This window comes from Petrocella atlantisensis, from assembly GCF_900538275.1.
Classification (GTDB): Bacteria; Bacillota; Clostridia; order Lachnospirales; family Vallitaleaceae; genus Petrocella; species Petrocella atlantisensis.
Genome location: NZ_LR130778.1, coordinates 570,174 through 596,729, shown reverse-complemented (window position 1 = coordinate 596,729; position 26,556 = coordinate 570,174). Strand labels below are relative to the sequence as shown.

General features: G+C 37.7%; 26 protein-coding genes, 1 pseudogene and 1 riboswitch. Of the genes and pseudogenes, 20 read left to right on the top strand and 7 right to left on the bottom strand.

The genetic code is table 11. The annotated features are described in order from the left end of the window. Positions 1-85: 85 nt before the first annotated feature. From PATL70BA_RS02880 to purD, 10 genes are all read left to right on the top strand, one after another. Positions 86-2,992, top strand: coding sequence for an insulinase family protein (locus tag PATL70BA_RS02880; protein WP_125135970.1), 2,907 nt, complete (start codon positions 86-88; stop codon positions 2,990-2,992). Positions 2,993-3,036: 44 nt separating this feature from the next. Continuing rightward, positions 3,037-5,121: an aminopeptidase gene (locus PATL70BA_RS02875; RefSeq protein ID WP_125135969.1), complete on the top strand. Its 2,085-nt coding sequence runs from the start codon at positions 3,037-3,039 to the stop codon at positions 5,119-5,121. Positions 5,122-5,154: 33 nt separating this feature from the next. Continuing rightward, positions 5,155-5,790 (top strand): hypothetical protein, encoded by a 636-nt coding sequence (locus tag PATL70BA_RS02870; RefSeq protein WP_125135968.1) that lies wholly within the window; start codon positions 5,155-5,157, stop codon positions 5,788-5,790. A gap of 265 nt (positions 5,791-6,055) precedes the next feature. Continuing rightward, positions 6,056-7,204: a 5-(carboxyamino)imidazole ribonucleotide synthase gene (gene purK, locus PATL70BA_RS02865; RefSeq protein ID WP_125135967.1), complete on the top strand. Its 1,149-nt coding sequence runs from the start codon at positions 6,056-6,058 to the stop codon at positions 7,202-7,204. 9 nt (positions 7,205-7,213) lie between these two features. Next, on the top strand, positions 7,214-7,729 hold the full coding sequence (purE, locus tag PATL70BA_RS02860; RefSeq protein WP_125135966.1) for a 5-(carboxyamino)imidazole ribonucleotide mutase: 516 nt from the start codon (positions 7,214-7,216) through the stop codon (positions 7,727-7,729). 52 nt (positions 7,730-7,781) lie between these two features. Continuing rightward, the gene (gene purC / locus PATL70BA_RS02855; RefSeq protein WP_125135965.1) at positions 7,782-8,498 is read left to right on the top strand and encodes a phosphoribosylaminoimidazolesuccinocarboxamide synthase; all 717 of its coding nucleotides are present in this window, start codon (positions 7,782-7,784) and stop codon (positions 8,496-8,498) included. Positions 8,499-8,530: 32 nt separating this feature from the next. Beyond that, complete coding sequence (purF, locus tag PATL70BA_RS02850; protein WP_125135964.1) at positions 8,531-9,934, top strand: amidophosphoribosyltransferase; 1,404 nt, start codon at positions 8,531-8,533, stop codon at positions 9,932-9,934. Continuing rightward, positions 9,931-10,950 carry a phosphoribosylformylglycinamidine cyclo-ligase gene (gene purM, locus PATL70BA_RS02845; protein ID WP_125138386.1) on the top strand — a complete coding sequence of 340 codons (1,020 nt, stop codon included), beginning with the start codon at positions 9,931-9,933 and terminating at the stop codon, positions 10,948-10,950. The genes purF and purM overlap by 4 nt, the downstream gene beginning before the upstream one ends. After that, a complete protein-coding gene (gene purN, locus PATL70BA_RS02840) occupies positions 10,944-11,576 on the top strand; it encodes a phosphoribosylglycinamide formyltransferase (RefSeq protein ID WP_125135963.1) in 633 nt (210 codons plus the stop codon). The genes purM and purN overlap by 7 nt, the downstream gene beginning before the upstream one ends. Positions 11,577-11,625: 49 nt before the next feature. Next, on the top strand, positions 11,626-12,885 hold the full coding sequence (gene purD, locus PATL70BA_RS02835; protein WP_125135962.1) for a phosphoribosylamine--glycine ligase: 1,260 nt from the start codon (positions 11,626-11,628) through the stop codon (positions 12,883-12,885). Between the two features lie 23 nt (positions 12,886-12,908). Here the strand turns inward: purD and PATL70BA_RS02830 are convergent, their stop codons facing one another. After that, a complete protein-coding gene (locus PATL70BA_RS02830; protein ID WP_125135961.1) occupies positions 12,909-13,202 on the bottom strand; it encodes a YuxH family protein in 294 nt (97 codons plus the stop codon). After that, positions 13,193-14,137, bottom strand: a complete 945-nt coding sequence (locus PATL70BA_RS02825) for an EAL and HDOD domain-containing protein (protein ID WP_125135960.1) — start codon at positions 14,135-14,137, stop codon at positions 13,193-13,195. The genes PATL70BA_RS02830 and PATL70BA_RS02825 overlap by 10 nt, the downstream gene beginning before the upstream one ends. Positions 14,138-14,261: 124 nt before the next feature. After that, a riboswitch (TPP riboswitch) is annotated at positions 14,262-14,361 on the top strand. Between the two features lie 56 nt (positions 14,362-14,417). Between PATL70BA_RS02825 and thiT the strand changes: the two genes are divergently transcribed. Further along, entirely contained in the window at positions 14,418-15,092 is a 675-nt protein-coding gene (thiT, locus tag PATL70BA_RS02820; protein WP_125135959.1) for an energy-coupled thiamine transporter ThiT, read from the top strand. 522 nt (positions 15,093-15,614) lie between these two features. Here the strand turns inward: thiT and PATL70BA_RS02815 are convergent. After that, a complete protein-coding gene (locus tag PATL70BA_RS02815; protein ID WP_125135958.1) occupies positions 15,615-16,370 on the bottom strand; it encodes a hypothetical protein in 756 nt (251 codons plus the stop codon). A gap of 223 nt (positions 16,371-16,593) precedes the next feature. On the opposite strand from PATL70BA_RS02815, the gene PATL70BA_RS02810 reads away from it, so the two are divergent. Both PATL70BA_RS02810 and PATL70BA_RS02805 read left to right on the top strand, forming a co-directional pair. Then, on the top strand, positions 16,594-17,967 hold the full coding sequence (locus PATL70BA_RS02810) for a sensor histidine kinase (RefSeq protein ID WP_125135957.1): 1,374 nt from the start codon (positions 16,594-16,596) through the stop codon (positions 17,965-17,967). Positions 17,968-17,991: 24 nt separating this feature from the next. Continuing rightward, complete coding sequence (locus tag PATL70BA_RS02805; protein WP_125135956.1) at positions 17,992-18,663, top strand: response regulator transcription factor; 672 nt, start codon at positions 17,992-17,994, stop codon at positions 18,661-18,663. A 141-nt stretch (positions 18,664-18,804) separates the two neighbouring features. On the opposite strand, the gene PATL70BA_RS17040 is transcribed toward PATL70BA_RS02805, so the two are convergent. Together PATL70BA_RS17040 and PATL70BA_RS17035 are read right to left on the bottom strand one after the other, a co-directional pair. Further along, positions 18,805-19,464 (bottom strand): transposase, encoded by a 660-nt coding sequence (locus PATL70BA_RS17040; protein ID WP_408634445.1) that lies wholly within the window; start codon positions 19,462-19,464, stop codon positions 18,805-18,807. Positions 19,465-19,528: 64 nt separating this feature from the next. Next, positions 19,529-19,913 (bottom strand): annotated as a pseudogene (locus tag PATL70BA_RS17035) (IS110 family transposase). Between PATL70BA_RS17035 and PATL70BA_RS16435 the strand changes: the two are divergent. Then, positions 19,848-20,000 carry a hypothetical protein gene (locus PATL70BA_RS16435; RefSeq protein WP_243116024.1) on the top strand — a complete coding sequence of 51 codons (153 nt, stop codon included), beginning with the start codon at positions 19,848-19,850 and terminating at the stop codon, positions 19,998-20,000. The pseudogene PATL70BA_RS17035 and the gene PATL70BA_RS16435 sit on opposite strands and share 66 nt — an antisense overlap. A 236-nt stretch (positions 20,001-20,236) precedes the next feature. After that, positions 20,237-21,412, top strand: coding sequence for an aminotransferase class I/II-fold pyridoxal phosphate-dependent enzyme (locus PATL70BA_RS02795; protein WP_125135955.1), 1,176 nt, complete (start codon positions 20,237-20,239; stop codon positions 21,410-21,412). A gap of 254 nt (positions 21,413-21,666) precedes the next feature. Here the strand turns inward: PATL70BA_RS02795 and PATL70BA_RS16175 are convergent, their stop codons facing one another. Continuing rightward, positions 21,667-21,831, bottom strand: coding sequence for a hypothetical protein (locus tag PATL70BA_RS16175; RefSeq protein ID WP_172596072.1), 165 nt, complete (start codon positions 21,829-21,831; stop codon positions 21,667-21,669). Between the two features lie 95 nt (positions 21,832-21,926). Then, a complete protein-coding gene (locus PATL70BA_RS02790; protein WP_172596071.1) occupies positions 21,927-23,072 on the bottom strand; it encodes an IS91 family transposase in 1,146 nt (381 codons plus the stop codon). A 222-nt stretch (positions 23,073-23,294) separates the two neighbouring features. Here PATL70BA_RS02790 and PATL70BA_RS02785 point away from each other — a divergent pair, with 222 nt between their 5' ends. The 5 genes from PATL70BA_RS02785 (at position 23,295) to PATL70BA_RS02765 (ending at position 26,547) form a co-directional block, all read left to right on the top strand. Further along, a complete protein-coding gene (locus PATL70BA_RS02785) occupies positions 23,295-23,504 on the top strand; it encodes a PLD nuclease N-terminal domain-containing protein (RefSeq protein ID WP_125135953.1) in 210 nt (69 codons plus the stop codon). Then, positions 23,504-24,418, top strand: coding sequence for an ABC transporter ATP-binding protein (locus tag PATL70BA_RS02780; RefSeq protein WP_125135952.1), 915 nt, complete (start codon positions 23,504-23,506; stop codon positions 24,416-24,418). Before PATL70BA_RS02785 ends, PATL70BA_RS02780 begins: the two co-directional genes overlap by 1 nt. Continuing rightward, positions 24,415-25,191, top strand: coding sequence for a hypothetical protein (locus PATL70BA_RS02775; RefSeq protein WP_125135951.1), 777 nt, complete (start codon positions 24,415-24,417; stop codon positions 25,189-25,191). The genes PATL70BA_RS02780 and PATL70BA_RS02775 overlap by 4 nt, the downstream gene beginning before the upstream one ends. 84 nt (positions 25,192-25,275) lie before the next feature. Further along, on the top strand, positions 25,276-25,959 hold the full coding sequence (locus PATL70BA_RS02770) for a cytochrome c biogenesis protein CcdA (RefSeq protein ID WP_125135950.1): 684 nt from the start codon (positions 25,276-25,278) through the stop codon (positions 25,957-25,959). A 9-nt stretch (positions 25,960-25,968) separates the two neighbouring features. Further along, positions 25,969-26,547, top strand: a complete 579-nt coding sequence (locus tag PATL70BA_RS02765) for a TlpA disulfide reductase family protein (RefSeq protein WP_125135949.1) — start codon at positions 25,969-25,971, stop codon at positions 26,545-26,547. Positions 26,548-26,556: the final 9 nt, after the last annotated feature.

Genomic DNA, 26,556 nt, shown 5'->3' with positions numbered 1-26,556 from the left:
TAATTATGATTGAGTTAAAGGGCTTAAAACTATAGAATTAGACGACAACCCACTAAAGGACTTAAAGATAATAAGGAGACAGACGATGGAATATAGAAATTATAAAGTTATAAAAGAAGAAAGAATAGAGGCATTAAATGGTCTTGGTATATTATTAGAACATGAAAAAAGTGGTGCCAGAATCATGGTGGTAAAAAATGATGATGAAAATAAAACATTTAATATTATATTCAGAACGCCACCTAAGGATGATACGGGTTTACCTCATATCCTAGAACACTCAGTACTGTGTGGTTCACGGAAATATCCGGTCAAAGACCCTTTTGTCGAATTGGCAAAAGGTTCACTCAATACTTTTCTAAACGCTATGACATATCCTGATAAAACCATGTATCCCGTTGCTAGTTGCAACAACCAGGACTTTAGAAATCTTGTAGATGTTTATATGGATGCTGTACTTTATCCAAATATCTATGACGATCCTCGTATTTTGCAACAAGAAGGTTGGCATTATGAACTAGAAACCTTAGAAGGCGAAATAACTTATAATGGTGTGGTATACAATGAAATGAAAGGTGCCTCATCCAATCCGGAACAGGTGCTATTTAGGCAGATACAAACCGCACTCTTCCCAAACCATCCTTATGGTTATGACTCGGGTGGTGAACCGGATGCTATCACAGATCTTACACAAGAAGAGTTTCTGGATTTCCATAGAACCTATTATCATCCCAGTAACAGCTATATATTTCTTTATGGGGATTTGGATGTTACAGAACAATTGTCTTGGTTAGATGAAGCTTATCTAAGTGATTTTAAAAAAATCGAAGTGGACTCTGAATTGGTCAAAGTTGAACCCTTTACAAGTAGAAATCACGTAACCAAATCCTATGCCGTCGGACAAGAAACCAAAACAGATAACAAATCATATTTAAGCTATAATGTTGCCTTTGACAAACCAAAGAGCCAATGTGAGAATCTAGGTCTGGAAGTCATGGAATATCTTTTGCTTGATGCACCGGGAGCACCTCTAAAGGAAGCTTTGCTTAAACAAAATATTGCGGAAGATATCTTTGGAAGTTATGACAGTGGCCTTAGACAGCCAACCTTTAGTATCATTGCAAAAAACACCAATGTAGAACATGAGGCACTTTTTGTGGCGACCATTGAAAGTGAACTTGCAAAGATAGCTCGTGAAGGGTTTTCAAGAAGAAGAGTTGAAGCCGCTATTAATTATTTTGAGTTTAAAATACGCGAAGCAGATTTTGGACAGTACCCTAAAGGTGTCATCTATTCAATAAAAGCCTTAGATACTTGGTTGTATGATGGCGATCCATTTGAAAACTTTGCTTATGATGAAGCATTTAGACAACTAAGAGAAGGTATAGAAAATGGTTGTTTTATAGGTCTAATTGACACCTATCTATTGAATAATCCTCATACGGCTTTACTTAGACTTATTCCGGATGCCCAAATGTTGGCTGAAAAAGAAAAGCAACTTAAGAACAAGCTTAATATATATGGGGGCATGCTCACAGAAGAAGACAAATTAGCTTTAATAGAGGGAACAAAGGCGCTTAAAAAGCATCAGGCAGAACCCAATGCTAGGGAAGATTTAGAGAAAATACCATTATTAGATTTAACGGATATTAAAAAAGAATCGACGCCCATACATTATGAAGTGGTAAAAAATGAGGGACATGAATGGATACTCCATAAGACCTTCACCAATAACATTGTATATATGCGCTTGCTTTTTGACTTCTCGCCTTTGACTTTTGAAGAGTTACCCTATGTCAGCTTACTTACGAAGCTTTTAATGCGTATGGATACGAAACAACATACATATTCAGAATTATCGGATGAAATCAACATTCACACAGGTGGTATTAGAGCGGAAACCAATGTGTATGGCATGAATAATGAACCGGACATATGTCAGACCAAGTTTGAAGTAAAGTTTAAATGCTTAGGTGAAAAAATAGATGAGACAGTTACATTGGTCAAAGAGGTACTGACAGAATCATTGTTTACGGATTTGAATCGTTTAAAAGATTTGATTTTTGAAAACAAATCCAGACTCAGCACAGCTTTAACCAGCGGTGGTCATACTGTCAGTATTAATCGTTGTTCTAGTTACTTTAACATCAGTGCACGCTACAAAGAAGCTTTAGATGGCATTACGTATTATGAATTTCTTGAGAAGGTTGTTTCTGAAAACCAATTTGAGACAGTAGCAATAAAATTAAAAGAAGTGTTAGACAAAATTACCCACAGGGAAAACCTACATATATTAGTGAACACGGAAGCAAGACTAATAGCGCCGGTAAAAGAAAAGCTTCAAGAATTAATCACAGTATTTCCGGAGAAATCTATAGCCTATGATGAAACTCTGCCGATAATATTTGAAACACTGAATGAAGGTTTTAAAACTGCGAGCAAGGTTCAATACTGTGCCCTAGCCGGTGATTATGTTCAAGAAGGCTACCTATACAATGGGCATATGAAGGTGCTACAAACAATAATGAGCTTGGATTATATGTGGAAAGAAGTCAGGGTCAAAGGTGGTGCATACGGTGGATTTGCCGGTTTCAGAAGAAACGGTCTGTTTTTCTTAGGATCTTATAGAGACCCGAACTTAAATAAAACGTATGAGATCTACAGAGCTTTACCGGACTATGTAAAGAATCTGAAGTTAGATGACAGAGAACTTCTGAAATATATAATCGGCACCATGAGTAATGTGGATGTACCACTTACGCCACAAATGAAAGGTGATCGGGCTTTGGCATTGTACTTATCAAATGTTTCAAAAGAAGATGAACAAAGAGAACGAGACGAGATTCTGTCCACGACTTTAGAAGACTTAAGGGCACTTGGACAATTAATTGAAGATATCATCGGGCAAGATTACTTCTGTGTTATTGGGAATGAAAGTATGATTGAAGAAGAAAAGCACCTATTCATTACGGTTAAGACCCTGAATCAGTAAAGAACAGAAGGGTAATATAGAAGGTAATATAGAAAGAGAGAGATATGAGACCGACAAATGCAGTGTACACAGCCTCCAATACATGGGCCAATGAACGATACGAAGCCTCGAAAAAAGCAATAGCAGATTGTCTCATTGAGATAGGGCAGCAGGAAACCAAGAACCACTACCACCGATATTTTAAGAAAGTCGGTACGTTTATGATGGCTATGATGGCCCACAACGAAGCCATCAAAAACCCCACCTATTTTGAAGATTATGATTTTGAGACCTTACTTTTGATGAATCATGACCTTTATGGCGACATTAATGATGGTAATTATAGCACGAGTTTTGTGAATCCCACTTATGCCTGCGATATTTTTGGTTTAGATATGGGTAGATTCTTATCTGGTTTTAATTTTATGATCCGTCAGTTTGTGGGCTTTGCATACGAAGACCGTCATTATGATATGATGGTCTATAATGAACTTTTTTTATTGCTGTATAAGCATATTCTGCTTCGTGAGGAGCGAAAAGTTGAAACACTTGGTTCTATTGTGAGAGATCAGTTATTAGAACACGCAAGAACCCTTGAAGAGCATCATTGGTTAAGACTCATATCACCGGAATTTGATACTTACAGCCACATTATAACAGATTATGACCATGAAGACTTAAGGTATCTATTTAGATACGGTATGTATGTAGGTACCAACGAAATCGAGAGCGCAAAGCATATCTTAAGCATGGATGAAGAGCAAATTGACCTGATTGCGAATACTTTTTCAGAAGCCTTTATGCGTGGGTATAAAAGGGAAAAGAAAATATTTGACCATAAGAAAAGCATACTTTTAACCTATCATCTTGGGTTTGAACGAATTATAAAAAAAGCGAATGATAATTTTAAAGCATTAGGATTAAAACCGATTGTATACTATGAGCTCAAAGGTGCACAAAGACCGAGACTGTGTAATACAAAGCCCAATGAACAAATGGAATACGACCATCGATTTAGCAATGCTATTTATCTAGATGGGACATATTTAGATAGGATTTATCACATCAAAAAAGATATCTTTGAAAAATACAAAGAAGAAACCAGTGTGTATGCAGGCTTGGCCCTAATGGAGGTTTTTGGTAATTTACCTTTTGAGCCTAAGAATCATGAAGCCAATATGACCTATGATAAAACGATGACAGATCTTATAAGTCAGCATACGGTGGCAGTGAAAAATATACAAGGCAAGTATTTACCGGGTTCTTCCTATAGTTTTACCATTAATGATTATCCGGTGCCGAGTATCGGTAAGGATTACAAAGCTATATTTGCGGCAACCATAAAAGTAAACACATTGGATCAGAAAATGTATGAAGATATACAACAGACAATCATCGATGCGCTAGACCAGACAGATTATGTGGTGGTCAAAGGGGCCGGTCAGAATATGACCGATATAAAAGTTCAACTTATGCCTTTAACAGATCCCAAAACACAGACGAAATTTGATAACTGCACTGCAGATGTAAATGTACCGGTGGGGGAGGTCTATACAACACCGGTCCTCTCAAGTACGGAAGGACTCCTTCATGTTAAAGACATTTTTCTGACGGGATTAAGGTACAAAGATCTTAAATTATGGTTCAAAGAGGGCATGGTTGTAAAATATGCCTGTAAGAATTTTGAAACAGAACAAGAAAACCTTACTTATATTGAAGAGACCCTTCTTTATCCTCACGCAACATTACCTCTTGGGGAGTTTGCCATTGGTACTAACACAGTTGCTTATATGATGGCGAAAAAATATAGCATTCACGCCTTATTGCCCATTCTGATTGGAGAAAAGACAGGACCTCACTTTGCCATTGGTGACACCTGTTTTGTGTGGGGGGAAGAACAACAAATATTCAATCCGGATGGTAAAGAGATGATTGCTAGGGAAAATGAAAAAACGAAACTGAGAACAACAAAACCAGAGGATGCTTATACGTATTGTCATACGGATATTACCATTCCTTATGATGAGCTGGATTCAATCATAGGCTATGATTATGCTGGTAGCCCTTATACCATTATTGCTGGTGGTCGTTTTGTACTTCCTGGGACAGAAGCACTTAATCAACCTTTTGATGACGAAGACGTAAAATAAACCATGTAGAAAAGGTTTTTTGCTGGAGGAACTATGACTTGGAAAACGATGAACAGATCGGAGAAAATAGAACATATATGGGCATATTACAAGGTGCACATACTATTTAGTATAGCGGTTATATTGATATTAAGTTCTCTTGTAAATACGTACTGGTTAAACCCGGAACCAGATATTGTCATGGACATCACCATTAGGACAAAAAGCCATGATATGGTCTATGCTAGGCAGCTTGAAGATACTTTGAACCAGCAAGTCATGAATGGTGAAGAAAATGAAGCTTTAATGATAGAGTTTTTAGAGATTAACCCGGAGGTCAACCCAACCACCTCCATGACCAGTGAAGCAAGATTCATGGGAAAATCATCGGTTAAGGCCCTAGATATCCTAATTATTGACGAAGAGAATAAGGAATTTCTTACGGAGAACAAATTTTTCATGTCTATAGAGGAGATGAAAGATGACCCGGAAGGTGCTGATTTAATTAAGCGCCTTGAAGCACTTGGCGCAAAAGATATAGATGGGAAATGCCTTATGGCGCTGGATTTTTTCCCGAAGTTGCGCCCATTGATACAAGAGGAAGATGAAAACTATTATATTGGTGTCTATGCCCTAAGCAATCATAAAGAAGATATTATTAGAGTATTAAATTATTTAATAGGAGAGTAAGCATCACATAGAAGCAGTGACCGAAGACGATAATCTAAGGTTGCTGTTTTTTAATTAAAAGTATGTCATGACGTCATTTTACACAAAATAAATCCGAATATTCAAGAGAGTTAGTATATAAATGTTCGGTAAAACAGTTGACGAATCACGATTTTCTCTGTAGAATAGCATTAAAAGGACGTGTGAAGTGAGCCAAATGTCATTTTATCTGAACTTTATGTATTTAAGACCCTTATGACAGTATGACAGAAAAAGAGGTTATAACATGAGTGAGCTTAAGAGAATAGGTATCATAGGCGGCGGACAACTTGGTAAGATGATGATTCTGGATGCAAAACGTTATGGCTATTATATCGTAACTTTGGATCCGACAAAAGACTGCCCATCTCATGCCATATCGGATGAACATATTGTTGCGGATTTTGATGATGTGGATGCCATCCGTGTGCTGGCTAATAAAGTGGATGTCATCACTTATGAATTTGAACATATTCATGTAGCTATTCTGAAAGAACTGGAAAAAGAAGGCCACGCTATTTATCCTACACCTGAGAGTTTGGCTGTTATTCAAAACAAATTCAGTCAGAAAAAAAGTTTACTGGAAGGTGGGGTACCTGTTCCGGATTTTTATGAAGTCAAACAGAGATCTGACATTCACCGTATAGGTCAAATCTTTGGCTATCCAATGATGCTAAAAACCAGTACAGGTGGTTATGACGGTAAAGGCAATTTCTTAATTAAAGAAGCGAAGGATGTTACAAACGCTTATGAGCAACTGGGTGGCGGGAAACACCCACTAATGGTAGAAAGATTCGTCGACTTTGACAAGGAGATATCTGTACTGGCTTGTAGGGGTATAGAAGGCGACTTGGTTATTTATCCGGTGGGCGAAAACAAGCATGTGAACAGCATATTAGATGAAACGGCAGTACCTGCAAATATATCTGACGACTGCACGAAGAGGGCTATGGCAATGGTAACCGAGGTTATGAACATTTTTCATGGCGTTGGTATGTTTTGCGTTGAATTGTTTGTGACTCATGATGAAGAACTCTATGTGAATGAAGTAGCACCTAGACCCCATAATTCCGGGCACTATACCATCGAAGCCTGCCTAACCTCTCAATTTGAAAACCATATCAGAGCAATCGTCGGGCTACCTCTAGGTGATGTGACACTTAGAACGCCGGTGGTCATGAAAAATCTATTAGGGGAAGCCACAGGGACTTGTAGCGTCATCGGACTAATGCATGCTTGTCAAATCTCAAAAGCAAAGGTGCATCTGTATGGAAAAAAAGAGGTGAAACCCAACCGTAAAATGGGACATATAACAGCAATCGGTTCAACTGTAGATGAAGCAAGAGAAGCTGCAGAATTGGCTTTTTCAAAAATCAAAATCATAAATGAAGAATAGGAGATATGTATGCAACCTTTAATTGGAATTATTATGGGAAGTGACTCAGACCTTCCTGTTATGTCAGAAGCGGCCAAAATATTGGATGTGTTAAAGGTACCTTATGAACTTACCATCGTTTCAGCCCATAGAACGCCGGAACGCATGTATACCTATGCAAAAGAGGCGAAAAAAAGAGGTTTAAAAGTTATTATTGCCGGTGCAGGAGGGGCAGCCCATCTTCCTGGTATGGTAGCCGCTTTAACCACGGTTCCGGTTATTGGTGTTCCGGTTAAATCGAGCAGTTTAAGTGGGGTTGATTCCCTATATTCAATTGTCCAGATGCCACCAGGTATACCGGTTGCAACGGTAGCCATAAATGGTGCTAAAAATGCCGGACTACTGGCTGCTCAAATATTAGGCAGCTTTGATGATGTCTATCATACAAGGGTCATGACGTATAAAAAGTCACTAGAAACAATGGTAGAAGAAAAAGCAGGACACATAGAAGATATAGGATACGAAGCGTATCTTGATAAGATGTAGAGGATAAATTGAAACATTGATCGAATTGTTTTATGACAACATGGAGGAAAGAATGGAAAAGAAAGCATTGTTATACGAAGGTAAAGCAAAAAAAGTCTACATGACCGATGAAGAAAATAAGCTGATTGTATCTTATAAAGATGATGCAACCGCTTTTAATGGGGCAAAAAAAGGGGTTATCGAAGCAAAAGGGATTGTCAATAACCGTTTGTCAAATTACTTCATGAAGATGTTAGAGACAAAAGGCATACCGACCCACTTTATTGAAGAGCTCAATGACAGGGAAACAGTGGTCGAAAAAGTGACAATCATTCCTTTGGAAGTAATTGTAAGAAATTTTGCTGCGGGTTCTTTGAGTAAGAGATTGGGCCTTGAAGAAGGTACAAGACTGAATAAGACAGTCCTTGAGTATTCCTACAAAAACGATGAACTTGGCGACCCAATGATCAATGATTATCATATTTTTGCACTGGATATTGCAACAAAAGAAGAGCTAGACATGATTGAAGCTTATGCTTTTAGAATCAATGAAGCTTTGACAGCACATTTGGAAGAAGTCAATATTGAACTCATAGATTTTAAGGTTGAGTTTGGAAAAACATCCAAAGGACAAATCATACTGGCTGACGAAATATCACCGGACACCTGTCGTTTTTGGGATGCCATCACCAATAAAAAATTAGATAAAGATAGATTCAGAAGGAACCTTGGGGATGTAGAGGACGCTTATCAAGAAGTTATGAACCGCTTATTGGTTCACGACAACTAGACAACTTATCAAGGGAACTCTCGGAGGAAATTATGTGGCAGGATAAATTACAAGAAGAATGCGGTGTATTTGGCGTGTACAATAACAATGAGTTTGACACTTCAAGAATGGTATATTATGGCTTATTTGCCTTACAACATAGAGGCCAAGAAAGTGCCGGTATTGCCGTCAACAATAATGGAACCATTGTATATAGAAAAGAAATGGGTATGGTTGCAGATATATTTGATGACAACGTACTGGATTATCTGAACGGTCATTCAGGTATTGGCCATGTCAGGTATTCCACCACCGGATCAAGTCTGGTGGAAAACGCTCAACCCCTCGTTATTAAATACACCAAGGGGCATATGGCTTTGGCACATAACGGCAACCTAACCAATGCGGATACCTTACGCAAAGAACTTGAGGCAAAAGGCACAATATTTCAAACAACAACAGACTCAGAGGTTATAGCGGCCTTATTATCCAGAGCAAGGATTAAATACAACTCTATAGAAGAGGCCCTTGTTGAAGTTATGTCAATTATAAAAGGTGCTTATGCCCTTGTAATCATGACCCCTCATAAACTTATTGCAGCGAGAGATCCCTTTGGCATGCGTCCTCTTGTGATGGGTAAAAAAGAAGATTCTTTTGTTTTCTCATCTGAATCTTGTGCATTTGATGCATTAGGCGTTGACCTTGTAAGGGATGTAGATCCTGGAGAGATTATTGTCATTAGCAAAGAAAAAGGTCTAGAATCCATTCAAACCAATAAGAAAAAGCAGTCGGCTATGTGTAGCTTTGAATATATATATTTTGCAAGACCGGACTCGGTGATTGAGTCATTAGAGGTCTATGAAGCACGTTTTAGAGCTGGAAAAGTTCTTTTTGAGGAGCATCCTGTAGAAGCAGATGTTATTGTTGGGGTGCCGGATTCGGGACTGGGTGCAGCCCATGGATTTGCAGCAGCCTCCGGTATACCTCTTGTAGATGGATTTATGAAAAACCGCTATGTTGGAAGAACGTTTATCGCACCAAGCCAAGGTCTTAGAGAACTCGCTGTTCATCTGAAGTTAAACCCCATAAGAAGTCAGATAAATGGCAAAAGGGTCATTATGATTGATGATTCCATTGTTAGGGGTACAACCAGCAGAAGAATTGTGAATCTATTACGAGAAGCCGGTGCAACAGAGGTTCATGTTAGGGTCAGTTCCCCGCCGGTTAAATACTCCTGCTATTTTGGTATTGATACGCCGGAACGGGAAAACTTGATTGCCAGCACCCACAGCTTGGATGAGATACGTGACCTCATCTGTGCAGACAGTGTTGGGTATATCAGTAGAGAAGGTTTATTATCAACCTTTAAAGGAGCTGGGTGTGAATTCTGTACCGGTTGTTTTACAGGCAATTATCCGGTAGAAATCGTAGATGAGGAGGCAAAAGGATGTCAATAGATTATAAGTCAGCCGGTGTAGATGTGGAAGCAGGCTACAAGGCAGTTGAACTGATGAAAGCACATGTTAAAACGACGATGCGAGAAGAAGTGGTGACGGATTTAGGCGGATTTGGAGGGCTTTTCTCACTGGCTAAGCATAAGATGGAAGAGCCGATATTGGTTTCCGGTACAGACGGTGTCGGTACGAAATTAAAGATTGCATTTGAACTGGATCGACATGATACCATCGGCATTGATGCTGTTGCTATGTGTGTGAATGATATTATATGTGCAGGAGCAGAACCCTTATTCTTTTTAGATTATATAGCTTGCGGCAAAAATGTTCCGGAAAAAATCGCCACCATCGTAGGCGGTATAGCTGAGGGTTGTCGACAATCGGGTGCAGCTTTGATTGGTGGAGAAACGGCGGAAATGCCGGGATTTTATCCTGAAAATGAATACGATTTGGCAGGATTTTCAGTTGGTATTGTTGATAAAAAAGATGTGATCGATGGCAAGGACATAAAGGAGGGGGATGTATTACTCGGTCTACCTTCATCGGGTATTCATAGTAATGGGTATTCCCTGGTCAGAAAACTTTTTAATCCGACAAGGGAGAAATTAGCGCTTGAAGTAGCCGGTCTTGATACCAATCTTGGAGAAGCCCTTCTTGTACCGACAAAGATTTATGTCAAGATGATCAAAACTTTAAAAGAAGCCGTTAAGATAAAAGCCATCAGCCATATTACCGGTGGCGGATTTATTGAAAACATACCAAGAATGTTACCGATGGATTGTTATGCCAAGATACAACTGGGTACTTGGCCGGTGCATCCAATCTTCAATGTCATGCAAGCCCTAGGAGATATCAAGCAGGAAGCCATGTATAACACTTTTAATATGGGGATTGGCATGATTGTGGCTCTAGCTCCAAGTGAGGTGGATCAGGCGATTAAGGCCCTTGAATCTATAGGTGAAAAAGCATATGTCATTGGAGAAGTAAAACAAGGTCAATCAGGAGTGGAATTATGTTAAAAGTCGGTATATTAGTATCAGGTGGCGGAACCAATCTGCAAGCCATTATTGATCGTATCGAGAATCAAGAAATAAAAAATGCAAAAATTGTAACAGTGGTAAGTAATAGGAAAAAGGCCTATGCTCTAGAAAGAGCTAAGAAGCATGGTCTATCAACCTCTTGGATCAGCCCAATAACATATGAAACGCGAGAAGCATTCGATCAAGCATTAATTGATCATTTTCAAGCATTAGAAGTAGATCTGGTGGTACTGGCAGGCTATTTAGTCGTACTTGGCAGTCGGTTCATTAACGCCTATAGGAATAGAATTATCAATGTGCATCCATCTCTTTTACCGGCGTTTTCAGGAGATGGCTTCTATGGTCTTAGAGTTCATGAGGCAGCCCTTGAGCGGGGCGTTAAAGTATCAGGTGCAACCATACACTTTGTAGACGAGGGTACAGATACCGGTCCCATTGTTGCCCAAAAAACAGTTGAAGTCTTAGAAACAGATACGGCGGAAACACTACAAAAGCGCATTATGGAAGAAGCAGAATGGCAGTTGTTACCGGAAGTGATTAATCAAATTGCTAAGGGCCAATTGGAAGTAAGAGATGGTAGAGTGTATAAGAAAAAGCTTATATAATAGAGCATATAAAGTTGTATCTATAAACGAATCAAGGATTGGAGTCAAGATGAAAGTACTTGTTATCGGTGGTGGCGGCCGTGAACATGCCATTGTATGGAAACTTGCACAGAGTAAAAAAGTAACTGAGATCTATTGTGCCCCGGGCAATGCAGGTATCATGGAAATGGCAAGCTGTGTGGATATATCAGCAACGGATGTAAAAGGGCTTCTTGAGTTTGCCCTTGAAAAAGCCATTGATTTGACAGTCGTGGGGATGGATGATCCATTGATGCTAGGCGTTGTGGATATCTTTGCGTCTAATGGCTTACGTATTTTTGGTCCAAGAAAAAATGCTGCCATACTTGAAGGCAGTAAAGTTTTTGCCAAAGACCTAATGAAAAAATACAATATTCCAACAGCCGGTTATGAAGTTTTTGAAAATCCAGATCAAGCAAAAGCTTATCTTAAGACCTGCTCATATCCTACAGTTCTTAAAGCAGATGGATTGGCCCTTGGCAAAGGTGTTTTGATTTGTGAGACCCAAGAAGAAGCTTTGGCGGGTGTAGATGAGATTATGATAGCCCAGAAGTTTGGTGATGCAGGAAAAGTCATGGTGGTGGAAGAATTCATGACCGGACCGGAAGTTTCAGTATTATCATTTTGTGATGGAGAGCATGTTTTACCCATGGTAAGTGCTCAAGATCATAAGCGTGCTTTTGATAACGATGAAGGACCAAATACGGGTGGTATGGGCACTTTTTCTCCCAGCAGGTATTATACGAAGGAAATGCACGAAGTAGCCATGAAAACCATATTTGAGCCCAGCTTGAAAGCCATGAAAGCGGAAGGAAGATCCTTTACAGGGATTATATTCTTTGGTTTGATGCTAACACCACAGGGGATTAAGGTGCTTGAATACAATGCAAGATTTGGAGATCCAGAAGCACAAGTTGTATTACCAAAGCTAAAAACGGATTTATTTGATGTTTTGGAAGCGGCCATTGACGGTCGATTAGATGAGATTGAACTTAAGTGGGACAATAGACCAACGGTATGTGTTGTTATGGCGTCTGGAGGCTACCCTATAGCATATGAGAAGGGTTATACTATTACCGGTTTAGAAAAACAAAAAAAGAAAGACGATGTTGTCGTTTTTCATGCCGGTACAAAAAAAGAGGGAGACCGAGTTGTTACTAATGGCGGTCGTGTCCTTGGTGTGACAGCCTTTGGAGATTCAATGGAAGATGCAAGAAAAACGGCTTATAAGGCTGTGTCTGAGATTGAATTTGAGAACAAACAATACAGAACCGATATCGGTATCAAATAAGTGATAGGAATATTATAAAAGTATCACTGAGAAGGCACTTGGAGTAATGTATGTAGTTCATCGGCCCATTTGACAGCTTGAACATAATGGGAGGTTAGTTGTGTTAGATCGTAACCCATGAGGGCACTGCAACCTTCCAATTGATCAAACTCGCCTCTTTCATAAGTAAGACATAGTTTGTAGGCACAGGAATAAGGTGTGTCATAACCTAGTAACGTATTTTTAATATCATCAGATACAGGAAGGTCTAGGAGTAGATCTTCCATTTTTTTTTCTAACAGAACATCAAGAACAGAAAGCAGGCCAATTAGTGACATCTCTTGTGATTCTTTTTTTGAACTGAGTTTTTTGCAATCAATTCTAAAAGATGGGCTCTTACCATAGATGTGATGACCAATTGATTGGTTTCGACTGAAGACAAGCTTTGTATCGTAGCAAGGCTTAACCACTCTCTTGAAGTTTTGATACCCAGTATGGACAAGGCATGTTGAATGCTGTTGATTTTTTGATTTTGAACAAATTTTGAGTTCACAAGCTTTAGAAGTTTATAAGTTAAGGCGATGTCCATTTCAATGATTTGAGAAATTTTCTTATAGTACAGCTCTTTGGCATGCATTTCTGACATAAGGCGAATATATTGGGAAGAGCTGTCCTGAATGGATTTGGATTTGACCATCGCAGGCTTTGAGAAAAAATACCCTTGAAAATAGTCGAATCCAATGGATTTAGCCCATTCAAACTCATCTCTGTTTTCAACCTTTTCGGCTAGAAGTTGTTTGCCTTTTGATTTTAATTGAGTACAAATTCTTTCAATGGCTTCCCTAGAGGTACCCATAAATTCTACTTTAATAATGTCACAAAGCGTCGTTACTTCTGGGTACGCATAGCTTTCAACATAGTCATCTAAAGCTAATACATAGTTATTATTTTTTAGGCTTTCAATTTTGTTAAGAAAATTTTGATCAGGTATGATATCCTCTAATAGTTCAATGACGACATGTTCAGTGTTCAAAAGTAGGGGGATTTCGTTAAGAATGAGTTGCTTATCAAAGTTGATAAAAGCTTTTTTTGTCCCGACAAGATGCTGGATTCCAAAGTTTAAGTAGCTGTTCATCAATAAAATAGAAGTGGCAACATCCGAAGCGACGGAGCCATCAAACGCATTCGAATCATTTTTACGATATAAGAGTTCATAAGCAAAAACTTTATGATTACGGTCAAAAATAGGTTGTCTTGCGATAAAAATATCCATGTTGCCTCCTGAAATCAATTATAATACAATTAAATATCATGGAGAATCATTATTCTATAGTAAAGTTTTTTATTAATACTGAAATCATCTTGACAGATAAACAGAAAAGCAGTATGCTAATAGAGCAAATCGCTAGGGGAGCCGTCACACGGCTGAGATAGTATTAACTGACCCTCATACCTGAACCAGATCATGCTGGCGTAGGAAAGCAGTGCTTGAGTAATATCATCATAGCATTCAGTTAATACCGCCTACGATAATTTCGTTAGGAGGTTTTTTTATGTTCGAAAGATTTAAGGAAGCATGGGCAACAGGTGATCTTCAACTCATTATTGAATCCGATATGGGTAAGGTCATCATCATTGTATTGGCAGTTTTATTATTACTGCTGGCACTTATTTTGGTTAACAAGGAACGCAGTTTGGAACACAAGATTAAGCCTTTGGCCTATTCAGGGGTAGCTATTGCACTGGCCATGGTGCTATCACAGATCAAGCTTTTTGCTCTGCCTCAAGGTGGTTCCATTACCTTATTTAGTATGTTTTTCATTGTCGTCATCGGTTATTTTTATGGTGTAAGGCAAGGGGTACTGGCTGGTATTGTTTACGGACTTCTTCAACTGGTCTTTGGAGGATGGGTCATGCACCCGGTTCAGCTTTTATTGGATTATCCTTTAGCCTTTGGAGCATTAGGTTTATCCGGTATCTTTGCAGGCTCAAAACACGGGTTGGTCAAAGGATTAGCTATTGGAGTTATGGGTAGGTTCTTTTTTCACTTTTTATCAGGTATTATATTCTTTGCTGAATACACGCCGGAAGGTTGGAACACCATTCTATATTCATTTTGGTATAATTTTTCTTATACAGGTGTAGAAGGATTTGTGACAGCGATTGTACTATTGGTTCCGAGTGTCCTGCAAGCCTTTAATCAGATTAAAAAGTCGGCCATATCTTAGGATATTAGCAAAATAACGACAAATCAACAAAAAAGGACAACCTATGATTGGTAGTCCCTAGTTTCTTAACGAAGTAGTAACCATGGATGGAAATCTAAGGTTACTACTTTTTTGGTTTTTCTCAAGTTGTCCTATGAAAACCCATCCGTGGATTAGCTACAACGGCCTCTTTTCTTATGCATGGAACTTCATACTCTGTTAAAAAATCACTTTTCATTTATTCTTTTAAATTTCATTAGTATAAAAAGTGAGTATTAGTTTTGATTTTAATAGTAAGTACCAAATGAAAAACTACGACTAATCGGTAATACTCTAGTAGGCCAAAACCGACCATGAAGTTCCTGGAATAGACTGTGTGACTAAAGCAGAGCAACATGGATGTTGCTCGTCGACTTTTGGTGCAGGATGCACCAACGGTCGACCGTAGTCATACAGCTATGGAAGGGTTTTCATGGGACCAACATTCGCGGGACCAACATTCATAAAACCAACATCACATGACCCATAATCTATTCTTTATATTTATTGCAATTCCATACCAATCTCAATAAAAGTTACAACATCATCAACAAGTATAAACTCAATATACCGATAACTATGATCCGTAAACCGGTAGGTATCTTGAAGCGTATCACCTGTTTCGACTTGTTGAATTTCTGGGTAGGTATTTTCAAGTCTTGAAAGTGAATCACCGACTTTGATACCTCTGTAAGTTTCAAATAGGTTATTGCTTATGTCCATTCTCAAAACATAATAAGCCTTTCCATTATCTTTTGGGGATAATAGTGTAACCCTTAAGCCATCATATTCTCTTGTTTTGAGTTTCGATCCTTCAAAAGTATCTCCACCTTGACCAATGGTCTCGATAATCTCGGTTTGGTGGTCACCTAGGATATCAGGCAGATGGACTTGATCATCCCAAGTCATCAGACCTAAGGAAGTTTTCATATTGGTAATGAGGCGAAACTCATTTTCCATAGGATCATTAACGGTCGGTATTGAGCTTTCTCTAAGTTCCTTGGATTCTGTAACATCTACAGATTCTGTGGATTCAGGTGTATCAGTCTTATCAGAAGGTATGCCTGAAGTGCTACCATAAGAAATGCCACTATCTAAGTTTTTGCCATCAGAGGTTTGTGTTAAGCTTTTATCAGACTGACTTGAACCTACTTTACCCTGATCAAAGACATAGGCTATGGCTAAGACCAATACAATAATCAATACTACAGCCGTAAAGACCTTTAATTTACCCTTTGAATGTTTATTATCCTCTGTCATAATTCGCCTCCAAGAATTGGAAATAGTATAAAACCTCAATTCTATGCTAAACATATAATCGGCAATTGTCAATCCAATCATGAGATGTATAACGAAAATGAAATATTAGGGTTAGAATAAGACGCAAAAAAGAACAAGACTATAAATATTAGGTAAAAAATGATATAATCTAAACAGAACATATTGCAAACAAAACACCTTCATCTACAATATAGGAGGCTCTATGACCGTTAACGATTACATGCCTATTATTATACCGGGCGTACTCATGCAAGTATCCATGCAAGCTATGTATATCAGGCATTGTTGGTATAATGATAATCTTGATCAAAAGAAGAAGTGGATCTATATTTTTTTCATAGCCCTGTTCAATCTTCCAGCAGCTGCCATTTATCTATTTGCTACTAGAAAACACATAGATCAAAGACAAAGTATTGAAGGTATTGATAGTCAGTTTGTTGAGGGGATTTTTTTGTGTTTGGTTATGGCTTATGAAGTTCTATCCCTTAGAGTGGTTACAGATAGGATTGAAGACGGTTATTTTACGCTTATGGTCCTTTTGCTGGGTATATCTTTTACATTGTTAATCTTAAATAGAATACTTTTTAATAAAATGAAACCCTTATTTCATTCTACAATGCCTATAATACAGACGGTGATGGTTGTCTTTATTCATTTTCTAGGGAATAATATTAATACACTTTTGATTGTATTGGTGGTTATAGCAAGTATTATTAATAATTATTGGTTGAAGAAGTCTAAGGTGTATATTATATTCGGCTTTGTATTGTTATTGGTGGATAGCGGCATAAAAATAGGCATAGCTAAGCAACCTGTAGATGTGGATAGGCTCATAGGATCAATTTATGTAAATCTGCTTGTCTATGTACTGTTTGTGGCGGCTTTTTACACTTTAAAAAAACAAATGATAACAAATAATATATTGGAAAATACACTTGAAGACTTGAAAATTCAATCTGATAAATTAGAAGAAATGAGCAGAATTGCTGAAAGGAATCGAATTACAGGAGAGATTCATGATTCAGTAGGGCATTTGTTAACAACAGCAGCCATTGCCATAGAAGCCGGAACTATGATCATGAATAAAGACCCTGAAAAAGCGAATCAAAAATTTGAACTTGCAAAAAAACAAGTAAGGGATAGCTTGACACAGATTAGAAGTTCGATTAAGGCGATTAGAGATGAAAATATAGAGGATTTTGATGGTCAATTGAATGAACTGGCGGATGCGGTTACAAAATCAACAGGGTTAAAAATGAATATTATTATTGAAGAAGGTATTCTTATTCTACCCATACACCAAAAGGTTTTGATAGATGCCATTAAAGAATGTATAACCAATAGCTTAAAACATGGAGAAGCAACAGAATTAGACCTACTGATACAGAGCTATAAAAACAGTTATCAGATGACAATCAGTGATAATGGTGTTGGTGGAGAAGCTTTTGTATTAGGTACCGGACTTACGAACATGAAAAACCGAATTGAAAGTCTGGGAGGACAATGTCATTTTGAGGGAAAACAATTGGAAGGTTTTACAATCAGTATTCTATTACCAATGGGACGGCGAGAATAGGGTGATGAAAGGCGGTCATAGTATATGCAAAAAATAAAATTAATGTTGGTGGATGATCAAGTTATTGTACGAGAGGGTTTACGTGCTTTACTAGAAAATTATGAGGATATAGAAATCATAGATGAAGCCGGAAATGGTTTGGAGGCGGTTACAAAAGCAAAAACACATATACCGGATATAATTTTGATGGATATAAGAATGCCGGAAGTGGATGGTGTTGAAGCTACACGACAGATTAAGGCATATAACAGTGACATTAGGGTTATAATGCTTACAACTTTCGATGAGGACGATTATATTATAAGGGCGATGACCTATGGTGCATCCGGATATCTCTTAAAGGATATTGGTAGGGAGAAACTTGTTCAGGCAATAAGAGACAGTTTATCGGGGAATATTATTTTGCCTGGTGCAGTAGCCGCCAAGATCACCAACCGTCTGGTAGAAGACAGTAAGAATAGACATCCTGATATGTCACAAAGATCACAATCGTTAGGCATAAGTGTTGAAGATTTTAAACCAAGAGAACTGGAAATCATCAAATGGATGGTTCAGGGTAAAGATAACCGTGAAATAGCTGAAGCACTTTATTTGTCTCTTGGTACGGTCAAAAACTATGTGAGCCAAATTTATATGAAGCTAGAAGTTGCCAATCGTGCCAATGCCATCATTGCCTTAAAAAAAATTGGCTATTAAAATGAGTTAAGGAGACCAGCTATGAAAAGTCAAGTATAAATTAGCTGGAAATTCTTTTTAATCGAATTCCTTAAAAAAGGGTAACTTTAATAAGACTCCCTATAAGGTAGTTTTCAAAATCAAATGATATTCGGGTTTTAATTAGTCGAGATTAAACTCGACTTCGTCAGTAAGCATCTTATAGATGACCCTGACAAGCTTACCGGCACAGTGACCTAAAGTGTTGTAGTGGTTTCGGCCTTCAGCTCTTTTAGTATCGTAATAAGCTTTAAATGTGTCGTTGTTACGAACAACATTGTTTGCAGCATTAATTAATGCATAACGTAAGGTTTTTGATCCTCGTTTTGACATACGTGTACGTTTGGCAACAAAGTTTCCAGACTGATAAACAGACGGATCTAACCCAGCATAAGCTAGAACTTTGCTAGCATTGGAGAAGCGTTTAATGTTACCAATTTCACCAAGAATCATTCCACCATTGACAAATCCAATGCCTGGAATGGTCATGATAAGTGAATCAAGTGAAAGCATAATTGATTGCATTTCCGATTCAACAGTTTTTAACTGGCTATCTAATAACTCGATTTGCTCGATAGCATGAGTTATTTGAATAGATAAAGACCTGTCGCTGGATCCGACAGACTCCCTTGCAAGAACTCTTAATGCTTTAGCATGTTCTTTCTTGAAGTGGCCGTGGGAGGCTTTTAAAAGAAGAGCTGAAAGATGAGTCATATGCATGGAGGCAATAGCATCCGGAGTAGGAGCTTCTTTAAGAAGCTGATAACAGGCTTTCTGATGCAAACCTGATTTGAAGAAGTATTGGAGTTCAGGAAAACCTGATCCATATAAGAAGTTAGCTGAATTTTCAACCTAGTACGGTTTTAACCAGCTTCTGACGGAAACGTCCAAGATTCTTCAAATGCATAAGATCAATGTCTTCTACAGTGAGGAAACGATGATCATGCATCATAAGGGTTTTAGCGATAACAAAGGTATCAACTTTATCAGTCTTAGTCTTGCGAATGTTATTTTTCGCATAGATGAAGTCTGAAGTGGGTTGATGAGACAAACCTTAAAGTGTCTAGATACAAGAAATTCAATAAGGTTGTTGCCATAGTGAGCTGTTGATTCAAGACCAATGATGAGGTCACTCTTTTAAAGGAACTAATTGAAGAGAGCAACAAATGGAAGCCATCACTGTCATTCGTAAATTTGAACGGCTCGAGAAGTACTTCACCATCAGAAGATATGGCTGCGGCGAAGTGGTTAAGTTTGGCGATATCAATGCCAAGATAGATCATGAGATTAAATCTCCTTTCGAATTATTGATACCATGACGTCCACCAGCGATTATCATTGTAGACTTGAATGAGATAAGTACTCTATACAAAATGTATGGCACATCCAGCTAATAAACAATTCAGATAAAGGTAGCGGCAATACACTCCTGTTAAGTAGTCTGTGCTACAGAAAAAAATCAAAGGTACCACAGTATCTGAATGTATTATAGTCACGAATAAAAAAGAAAGGAAAGTGTGATATTTACTTCTATAAATATCATACAAGCATAATTATGAGATTTTCAAAAAGAATGAACCGATTTGGTGAGAGTATTTTTACCCAGTTGCTTGAAATAAAAAAACAAAGAATAGAGGCGGGTGAATTTGTTGTTGACTTAAGTGTGGGAACACCCAATATACCACCGGCAGATCATATTAGGGAGGCTCTAAAGCAAGGTATTGAAGATGAGACCCAATATGTGTATGCCATTAATGACAAAGAAAACTTATTAGAAGCTGTCTCAAAATGGTATAAAAAACGCTATGACGTCCAGCTAGATTCTAAAACAGAAATTTGTTCACTACTTGGCTCACAAGAAGGATTAGCCCATATTGCCTTATGTGTTGTTGATGAAGGCGATGTCGTACTTGTACCGGACCCTTGCTATCCGGTTTTTGCAGATGGACCACTACTTGCGGGTGCAGAAATATACTATATGCCACAAAAGAAAGAATATGACTATATCATACAGCTTGAGGCCATCCCGGAAGAGGTCGTCAAAAGGTCAAAAATGATTCTGGTATCCTATCCCAATAACCCGACAACGGCCATAGCACCGGATAGCTTTTATATGGATTTGATAGCATTTGCCCGTCAGCATGATTTGATTGTTGTACATGATAATGCTTATAGTGAACTGGTTTTTGACGGTAAGAAGGTAGGCAGTTTCTTAGCTTATGAAGGTGCAAAAGAAGTTGGGGTCGAATTAAATTCTCTCTCCAAAACCTATGGCATGGCAGGTGCACGTATCGGATTTTGTGTAGGCAATGAAGCGGTTGTTTCAAGAATGAAGCGCCTTAAATCCAATATTGACTATGGCATGTTTTTGCCGGTTCAAAAAGCAGCAATTGCAGCCATAACAGGGGATCAGCTATGTGTGACAACCACAAAGTCAATCTATCAAAGTAGGCGTGATATATTGTGTGAAGGATTTACAAGGATTGGTTGGACTATGGATAAACCTGAAGCCACCATGTTTGTCTGGGCGAGTATACCCATGCATTATAAATCGTCATCAGAATTTGCTATGGATCTCGTCCAGCAAGCAGGCCTTATCGTAACGCCTGGCAGTGCTTTTGGGCCTTCAGGTGAAGGTTATGTAAGGTTAGCCCTGGTTCAAGATGAAGAAGTACTTTTACAAGCCATAAAAGCTGTTGATGAAAGTGGCATACTAAAAGTAGTCTTATAAATTAATAACAAACATCATAAGAAGATGAAAAGAAACCATTCCACATTGGATTGGTTTCTTTTTTTTGTTCTCTAGGAAAGACAATGCTATGTAAACTATCAAGGAAGTTTCCTATCGAACCGTTCAGAAATATGAGCAGAGCTCATAACGAAGCGAAGCTTTTTCTTGTTTATTAGGAAAGTCCTACTTTCCTAATAAACAAGGAGTATATTTTTAGGGCATAAAAATAAACCTTGGATATATTCAAGAATAACTTATTTATTATATTCGTACTTTATACCACGAACACCAATATAAGATTTAGGTGTCATGGCACCATCACAAACTTGGCAATCTGGTTGTGGTGGTGTTGATGGATCTAGACCATCAAAAATATTGTCTTGCTCTAATTCTTCTACAATGAAACGCGGAACCCACAAAGAGTAGTTACATTTAGTACAGATAAATTCAACGAGATCATCATTTTAGTAAAGCCTTCTAAAATATTCATTATTAATTAACCTCCATAATTATGCTAAGCACTATTATAAAGCTGAGGAGGCGGTTTATCAAGAAGGTGGGTTTTAGAAGTAGCAAAAATATTTAGAAGTTTCATTGTGTTACCACATTGGCACCTGAGTGGATCGATACCAAAATGAAGAAGTAGACGTGCACGCCAATGAGAATTTTGTTTGAAAAATTTACGTTTAGATGCAGTCATAAGTAAAAATAGCTTAGAAGAATGTTTATATTTTTTGGCATATAACCCGTAATAACGAATCATTTTAAACTGCTCATCAGGAATATGAACTATTAGACGTTTAAAAAAATCAAAGACATGTATCTTTTCAATTACTTTTTCATTATCTTCATGACGATTATAAAAAAAAGTTACGAATTCACCATCATAATCAAGAATTCTGGACTGAGCCATAGCTGGTCTGCCAGTATACCTAATAATATATTTAATTGAATCAACAGAATTAGAAAGCATGTTAGATTTAGCATAGACATAAAAGCCAGAAGGATAAGTTTTGAATAAGGAAGTCTTAAGTTTATAAAAAGAATCTCCTAGATAACGATGTAGTAAGTCAAGTAAAGTAGTTTGCCAACGTTTACGAAGCATAGTGAAAGGGATGTGAGGTATTTTACGCCAAACAGTTTTATTACCAGAAGCACCCTCAGTAATAAGCATATGAATATGAGGATTCCATTTAAGGTCACGGCCAAAAGTATGAAGTGTAGAGATAAAACCAGGCTTGAAAGATTCAGATTTATTAATGGAGTAAAACCAAGCATGAATAGTTGCAGCAGAAGCATGAAAAAGAAGATGAAGTAAGGAACGATCCTTGCGAAAAAAAGGGCGAAGTTCTTTAGGGATGGTAAAAACAATATGACGATGTTCACACTGAATAAGTTTGGAAGATATAGAAGCAGCTCTGTCTTGAATGTATTTGGCACCACAAGAATTACAAAAACGACTTTTACAAGTAAATGGAACATGCTTTATTTTGCCGCAATGGTCACAAAAATAAAGAGCATGACCCATGGAAGGATCACCACAATTAATGATTTTTCTGACATTATGTAAAATAGCGGGACGTAGAGGATAACCTAGAGCAACAAAATCATCCCAACGGTCTGAAAAAATATCTTTTATCTTAAAAGATTTACTGTTCATAACATCACCAATAATGTTATAACAAAAAATCATCAATAAAACAATATAAAATGAAGAAGAATGTTAAAAAAGCCAACTCACGTAAAGAGTCAGCTTTTTAACGCGTTCGTTAGAACGCTTTTCTTGTGACTGGTCATATGACGCTGGTGACTTCATATATGACTGTACCTGGCTATATACTATACATAGATACTCATAAAACAGTTATATAGGAGGAAAAAAATGAATACAATTGAATTAACAAAAGAAATGTTGATCATGTTACTGCCTTTACTAGCGATACAACTGGGTCTAATCATCTACTGTGTCGTTAAAATCATGCAAGAAGGGGTAGCTAATCTGAATAAGTGGGCATGGATTGCCATTTGTATCTTTATCAACCTGATTGGACCAATCACATTTTTGATTGTTGGTAGAAAGCGTGAGATATAATGATAGAAGTTAAAAGTTTGAAGAAAAGTTTTAAACATTTTGAAGTATTGAATGGTTTGAATCTAAAAGTTGAACAAGGGGAAATCTATGGCTTCATCGGGAAAAACGGTGCAGGTAAATCCACCACGATGAATATATTGGCCGGCTTGTCAAAGCCCACAAGTGGCATATGCTTGGTTGGCAATGACGATGTCACGAATATTATTCAACCAAGCGATTTGGACCTTGGGTATCTACCTGAGGATCCAAGGTTCTATCCTTGGCTGAGTGCTTATGAGACTTTAGTCTATTTAGGCGATTGTGGCACTCATAAAATCAAACCGGCACGGGTTCATGAAATATTAGAATGGGGCGGACTGGATAAAGATAAGGATAGAAGAGTCGGTACCTTTTCAAGAGGTATGAAACAAAGGCTTGGCATATGTAGTGCAATCTTACATGATCCGAGTCTCTTAATATTAGATGAACCTTCATCAGCTCTAGATCCACAGGGCAGAAATGATGTACTACAATTAATCAAGGGGCTTAAAGATATGGGGAAGACCGTATTATTCTCATCTCACATTTTAAATGATGTAGAACGGGTATGCGATAAAATCGGCATTATTGCATCAGGGAAGATGGTGCTTGAAAAGTCAATGAAGGATTTGGAAGAAAGTCACTTTCAGTCACTATACGATGTAGTCTTTGAAGATAAGGTGACAGAAGCGGCGATGAATTGTATTAATAGTAGTGAAAGGGTACTGGGAGTAGAAATAAATAATCAAGCCATGGTTATAAAAATGGAAGATGGCCATGCATCCGTCCGATCTTTGATGCAAACCATAATCGACAATGATTTAAAAATTGTAGAATTTAGTAGAAGAAAGCGTACGTTGGAGGATATTTTTATTAAGGAGGTTCAAGGCCTATGAAATCAGATATCATTAAAGAATTAAGAATGGGTTTGAGAACAAGTAGGTTTTTAGTCATCACAACAAGTTTCTTGTTTTTTGCAATACTAACACCCATTATGATGAAGTTTATATTGCCACAGTTGCTGCTGAATCAGTTTCCGGGTATGAATGCGGCGTCCATTAGTGACATGATTGATATGAGTCAGAAAGGCGCTATATTAGGGTATATGAGCGACTTGTTTGAAATAGGCGCCATTATCGTTGTATTTGCTTTAAGTGGCCTTTTGGCTCAGGAGATTAAAGAGAACACAATGGTTTTGCCAATATGTTCAGGAAAAAAGTTGTTTTCTATTTTGACCTCTAAGTTGTTGGTCTTTAGTATTTTCTTAATGCTTGCATCTACCTTTGGTATGGTCATTTGTTACTTGTATGCTGGCGTATTATTCTCCTTTGATATTGGATTGTGGTCTGTTATTGTCATAGGGTTGTTGTATGGCGGTTATATGATTTTCTTAGTGAATTTAGTGATGTTCTTTGGTACAATCATTAAAAACTCAATAGGAACCGGATTTATGACTTTGGGATTTTCTTTGTTCTTGTATTTTATAGGTAGTTATTTGAATATGCATATATATTTACCTTCCGGTTTACTAATAGGTGCTCAAAGCATACTCAGTCATCATTCATACCAAAATCTAGGGATCACATTAGTGGCATCCGTGACTATTTCCTTAGCCATGTCTATAACCACCCTCATAAGGCTACAAAACAAGGAATGGAATGAAAGATAAAGTTGTGTTCATACTTATTTAACTTTACATTATTATATCTATATATTATAATAAACTTTATCAAATTTAGAAAGGTGTGATGGTTTGGGAGATGTATCATTTTTTGTAGCTTTTACCAGTGGTATATTAACATTCTTTACACCCTGTGTATTACCTTTGTTACCCGTTTATTTTGGCTATTTAGCAGGTGAAGCCTTCACATCTTTGGAAGATCCGAAGATTCATAAAAAATTGATGACCAATGCCCTTGCTTTTGTGTTGGGATTGACAGCGCTTAATATTTTACTTGGCTTTGGTGCAAAGGCAATTTATGGAATTTTTATAAGATACAGTGATGTTTTGCGTATGGCAGGTGGGCTTTTGCTTTTGCTATTTGGTTTGTATTTTATATTTGGATTACGTCTTGGTTTTATGGAGAGGGAAAAAAGAATTAACTATAAGACATACACGCCCAGTATAATCAAATCATTTTTGTTAGGTATAACCTTTAGCTTCGGATGGACACCATGTAATGGTCCAATTATTGCATCCATATTATTTATGGCAGCTTTCAAAGAAAACTATATCCTTGCAGGTGGCTTGATGTTGGTATACTCCATGGGATTTGCAGTTATGTTTTTGTTATCAGCACTCATGGTGGGTTTTTTCGTCAAAAAATTTAAGGCAGTTTATAAATATTTTAAATGGATTAAAATTGTAGCAGGCCTAATTATGATGACCATGGGTTTACTAATGCTCACAAATCAAGTGAACATACTAAACATATAGGAGGTTTATATGAAAAAATGGATGACAGTACTACTTATAATAAGCGTGCTTACATTAGCAGCCTGCAGCAAAGAACCTGAAGTGAATCAAGCCGAGAATGAAAACCAAGAAGAAATTATGGATGAAACAACAACCCAGGAATCGGCAACGACCAGTCAACCGGAACGAGAAGTGATTATGGCACCGGAATTCACATTAACCAGCTCAACAGGCGAGGCCATTAGTTTGTCAGATTATCGGGGTAAGATTGTTTTTTTGAATTTCTGGACAACGTGGTGTAAATACTGTCTTGAAGAAATGCCAGATTTTCAAGAAGCCTATGAAAAATACGGAGATGATTTACAGATACTGCTTGTAAATGTAACCACAGATGAGAATACAGATCGAGCAGGCGTCATCAATTGGTATGAGCAGTTTGATTATACTATGCCCATGGTACTAGATGAAGACGGTGACGTTACCAGCCAGTTTACAATTCCAGGCTATCCGACCACATACTTTATTGACCGGGATGGGAGTGTCATTGCTTATTATCCAGGCCTTATGTCCACAGAGCTCATTGATGAGGCTATGTTAGAATTCAAATAAGATGATCAG